The 2775-nt window shown below is 69.2% G+C and carries 2 protein-coding genes; one reads left to right on the top strand and one right to left on the bottom strand.

The features are described 5' to 3' along the window. Positions 1–296: 296 nt before the first annotated feature. The gene (locus ACTHNQ_RS04215) at positions 297–2189 is read right to left on the bottom strand and encodes an FAD-dependent monooxygenase (protein WP_440331369.1); all 1893 of its coding nucleotides are present in this window, start codon (positions 2187–2189) and stop codon (positions 297–299) included. Positions 2190–2334: 145 nt separating this feature from the next. On the opposite strand from ACTHNQ_RS04215, the gene ACTHNQ_RS04210 reads away from it, so the two are divergent. After that, positions 2335–2775 (top strand): IclR family transcriptional regulator (locus ACTHNQ_RS04210; protein WP_440331367.1); only part of this gene is annotated, 441 nt, incomplete at its 3' end.

The raw sequence follows: 2775 nt of genomic DNA, 5'->3' as shown, positions 1-2775 counted from the left end.
GCGTCGGCGATCTCTTTCACGACCTGGCCGTTCGACGGGTCGTACACCTTCAGGGTCTTGCCGGCCGACGCCGCACGCCACTCCCCGCCGATGAACAGGGCATCGGGGACGGAGGCCAGCAGCTCGGTCTCACGGTTCTCGGTCACGGGGACTCCCTCGTCGGTTGTGTGCAATGTGGATGCCTCGACCCGCGGCATCCGTCGATCGATGTCTTTGGTCATTCTGCCTGTCCGAGCCCGCGGTACCGATATACAGGATGTACATCGGGTGGCGAGTTCTCTCCGGGACGTACACTCTCAGCGCTGAGGAACGAAGACCCCCGCGAAGAAGTCCGCGAGCTCGTCGTGGGCGCCGAGCGGCAGCACCGCCGCGACGTACTGATCGGGACGCACGACCACCACCACGCCGTCGCGCGACAGGCCGCGCTCGTCGAAGATGTCGGTCGAGGTCCAGGCGCTGGGCGCGGCGGCGTACGCCTTCTCCCAGTCGATGAGTCCGAGCGGTCCGGTCTCGGGCAGGAACAGCTTGGGCACCGCCATGATGTCGACGTCCTCGTGGGGCTGCTGGTACACGACCTTGACGTCGAACACGGCGTCGGCGTCCGCGCCCTCCGGCGTGAAGCGGACCACGGGTGACGCATCGGATGCCGCGTACTCGGCCCACGCCGAGAGGGCGGATGCCGCACCCGGCGCCGCCGCGTCGGCGAACGCGTAGATCCGCCACCGGCCGTCCGCCTTGGCGTGGTGGCCCAGGTGCACCGCGTTGCCGTCGCACACCCGCACGACCTCGGAGGACGTGAAGCGCTTGCCGACCGGGAATCCCGGCGCGAGCGCCTGGTGGGCGGCATCCTGAACCGCCATCGACGGGCCGTACTGCGTCATGAAGCCGGAGGGGAACTCGGCGGTGCCGAGGTAGAAGGTAGCGAGCTCCTGCGGGTCCGAGATCTCTTCGGGCTTGCGCGCCATGAGCGACGACCACTCCCGGTCGAAGTCGATCAGCTGCTGCGCGACCGGCTGACGCTCGGCCGAGTAGGTCTCCAGCAGCGACGCCGGGCTGAGGCCGGTGAGGACGTGCCCCAGCTTCCAGCCCAGGTTGAAGCCGTCCTGCATCGACACGTTCATGCCCTGCCCGGCCTTCGCCGAGTGGGTGTGGCAGGCGTCGCCGGTGAGGAACACGCGCGGCGCGTGGTCCTGGTCGACGTCCACGTCGTCGAACTTGTCGGTGACGCGGTGGCCGACCTCGTAGACGCTGTGCCACGCGACCTGCTTCACGTCGATCGAGTAGGGGTGCAGGATCGCGTTGGCCTTGCGGATGATCTCTTCGATCGGCGTCTGGCGCACCCGGTGGTCGTCGTCGTCGGCCACCTCTCCGAGGTCGATGTACATGCGGCTCAGGTACCCGCCCTCGCGCGGGATGTGCAGGATGTTGCCGGCCTCGGCGTTGATCGCGCACTTGGTGCGCCAGTCCGGGAAGTCGGTGTTCACGAGCACGTCCATGACGCCCCACGCATGGGCCGAGATGCCGCCGACGTGCTTGCGGCCGATGGCCTCGCGCACGCCGCTGCGCGCGCCGTCGCAGCCGGCGACGTACTTGGCCCGGACGGTGCGCTCCTGGCCGGCCCGCTCCCCCGCCGTGTAGCGGACGCGCACCTCGACGGGGTACTCGCCCTCCGGCTGCACGGTCAGGCCGACGAACTCGATGCCGTAGTCGGGCACGATGCGCCCGGGCCCGTGGGCGGCGGCCTCGGCGAAGTAGTCGAGCACGCGCGCCTGGTTGACGATCAGGTGCGGGAACTCGCTGATCTTGAACGCGTAGTCCTCGGTGCGCGCCGTGCGCACGATGTTCTCGGGGTCCTCGGGGTCGGGGCCCCAGAAGTTCATCCAGCCGATGTTGTACGCCTCGGCGATGATGCGCTCGGCGAACCCGAAGGCCTGGAACGTCTCGACGCTGCGCGGCTGGATGCCGTCGGCCTGGCCGAGCACGAGACGACCGTCGCGGCGCTCGATGATGCGGGTCGTGACAACGGGGAACTGCGACATCTGCGCTGCGAGCAGCATCCCGGCGGGTCCGGAGCCGACGATGAGCACGTCCATCTCGTCGGGAAGCTCGGCGGGGCGGTCGACGCCGGTGCCGGCGGCGTTCTGCACGCGCGGGTCTCCGGAGACGTAACCGTGGTGGTGGAACTGCATCGTGACTCCTCTGACGGCGGTGTCGGGTTCTGTGACGGCGGTGTCTTGTGAGAGGAAGCGATCGTGTTCTATATTCGAACACGCCGTTCTACTATTGAACAGATCGTATACGACGCGTCATCGATCCGACAAGACAGGAGCCCGCGTGAGCACGACCGCGCCCGCCTCGCAGACGCTGAGCCGCGGCATCCGGATCCTCGAGGTCCTCGCCGACGCCCGCGAGCCGCTCACCATCGACGAGCTCGCCGCACGACTCGACGTGCACCGCTCCGTCGCCTACCGGCTGCTGCGAACACTCGAGGACCACGGCCTCGTCGCACGCGACTCCGCCGGACGCGTGCAGCTGGGCGCACGGATCGCAGCCCTGGCGGCCGGCGTCGCGCACGACCTGCAGGCCGAGGCGCTGCCCGAGCTCACTGCCATCGCCAACGAGCTGAGCATGACGTGCTTCCTCGCGGTGCTCGACCGCGACGAGTGCATCACCCTCGCGAGCGTCGAGCCGCGCCACGCCGTCGCGACGGTCGCGCAACGCCCCGGGGCCCGCCATTCGATCACCGTCGGCGCGCCGAGCAAGGCGATCCTGTCG

The organism is Microbacterium sp., from assembly GCF_051953575.1.
Lineage (GTDB): Bacteria > Actinomycetota > Actinomycetes > Actinomycetales > Microbacteriaceae > Microbacterium.
The sequence above is the reverse complement of the archived record's forward strand: the minus strand, read 5'-3'. Positions and strand labels throughout refer to the sequence as shown.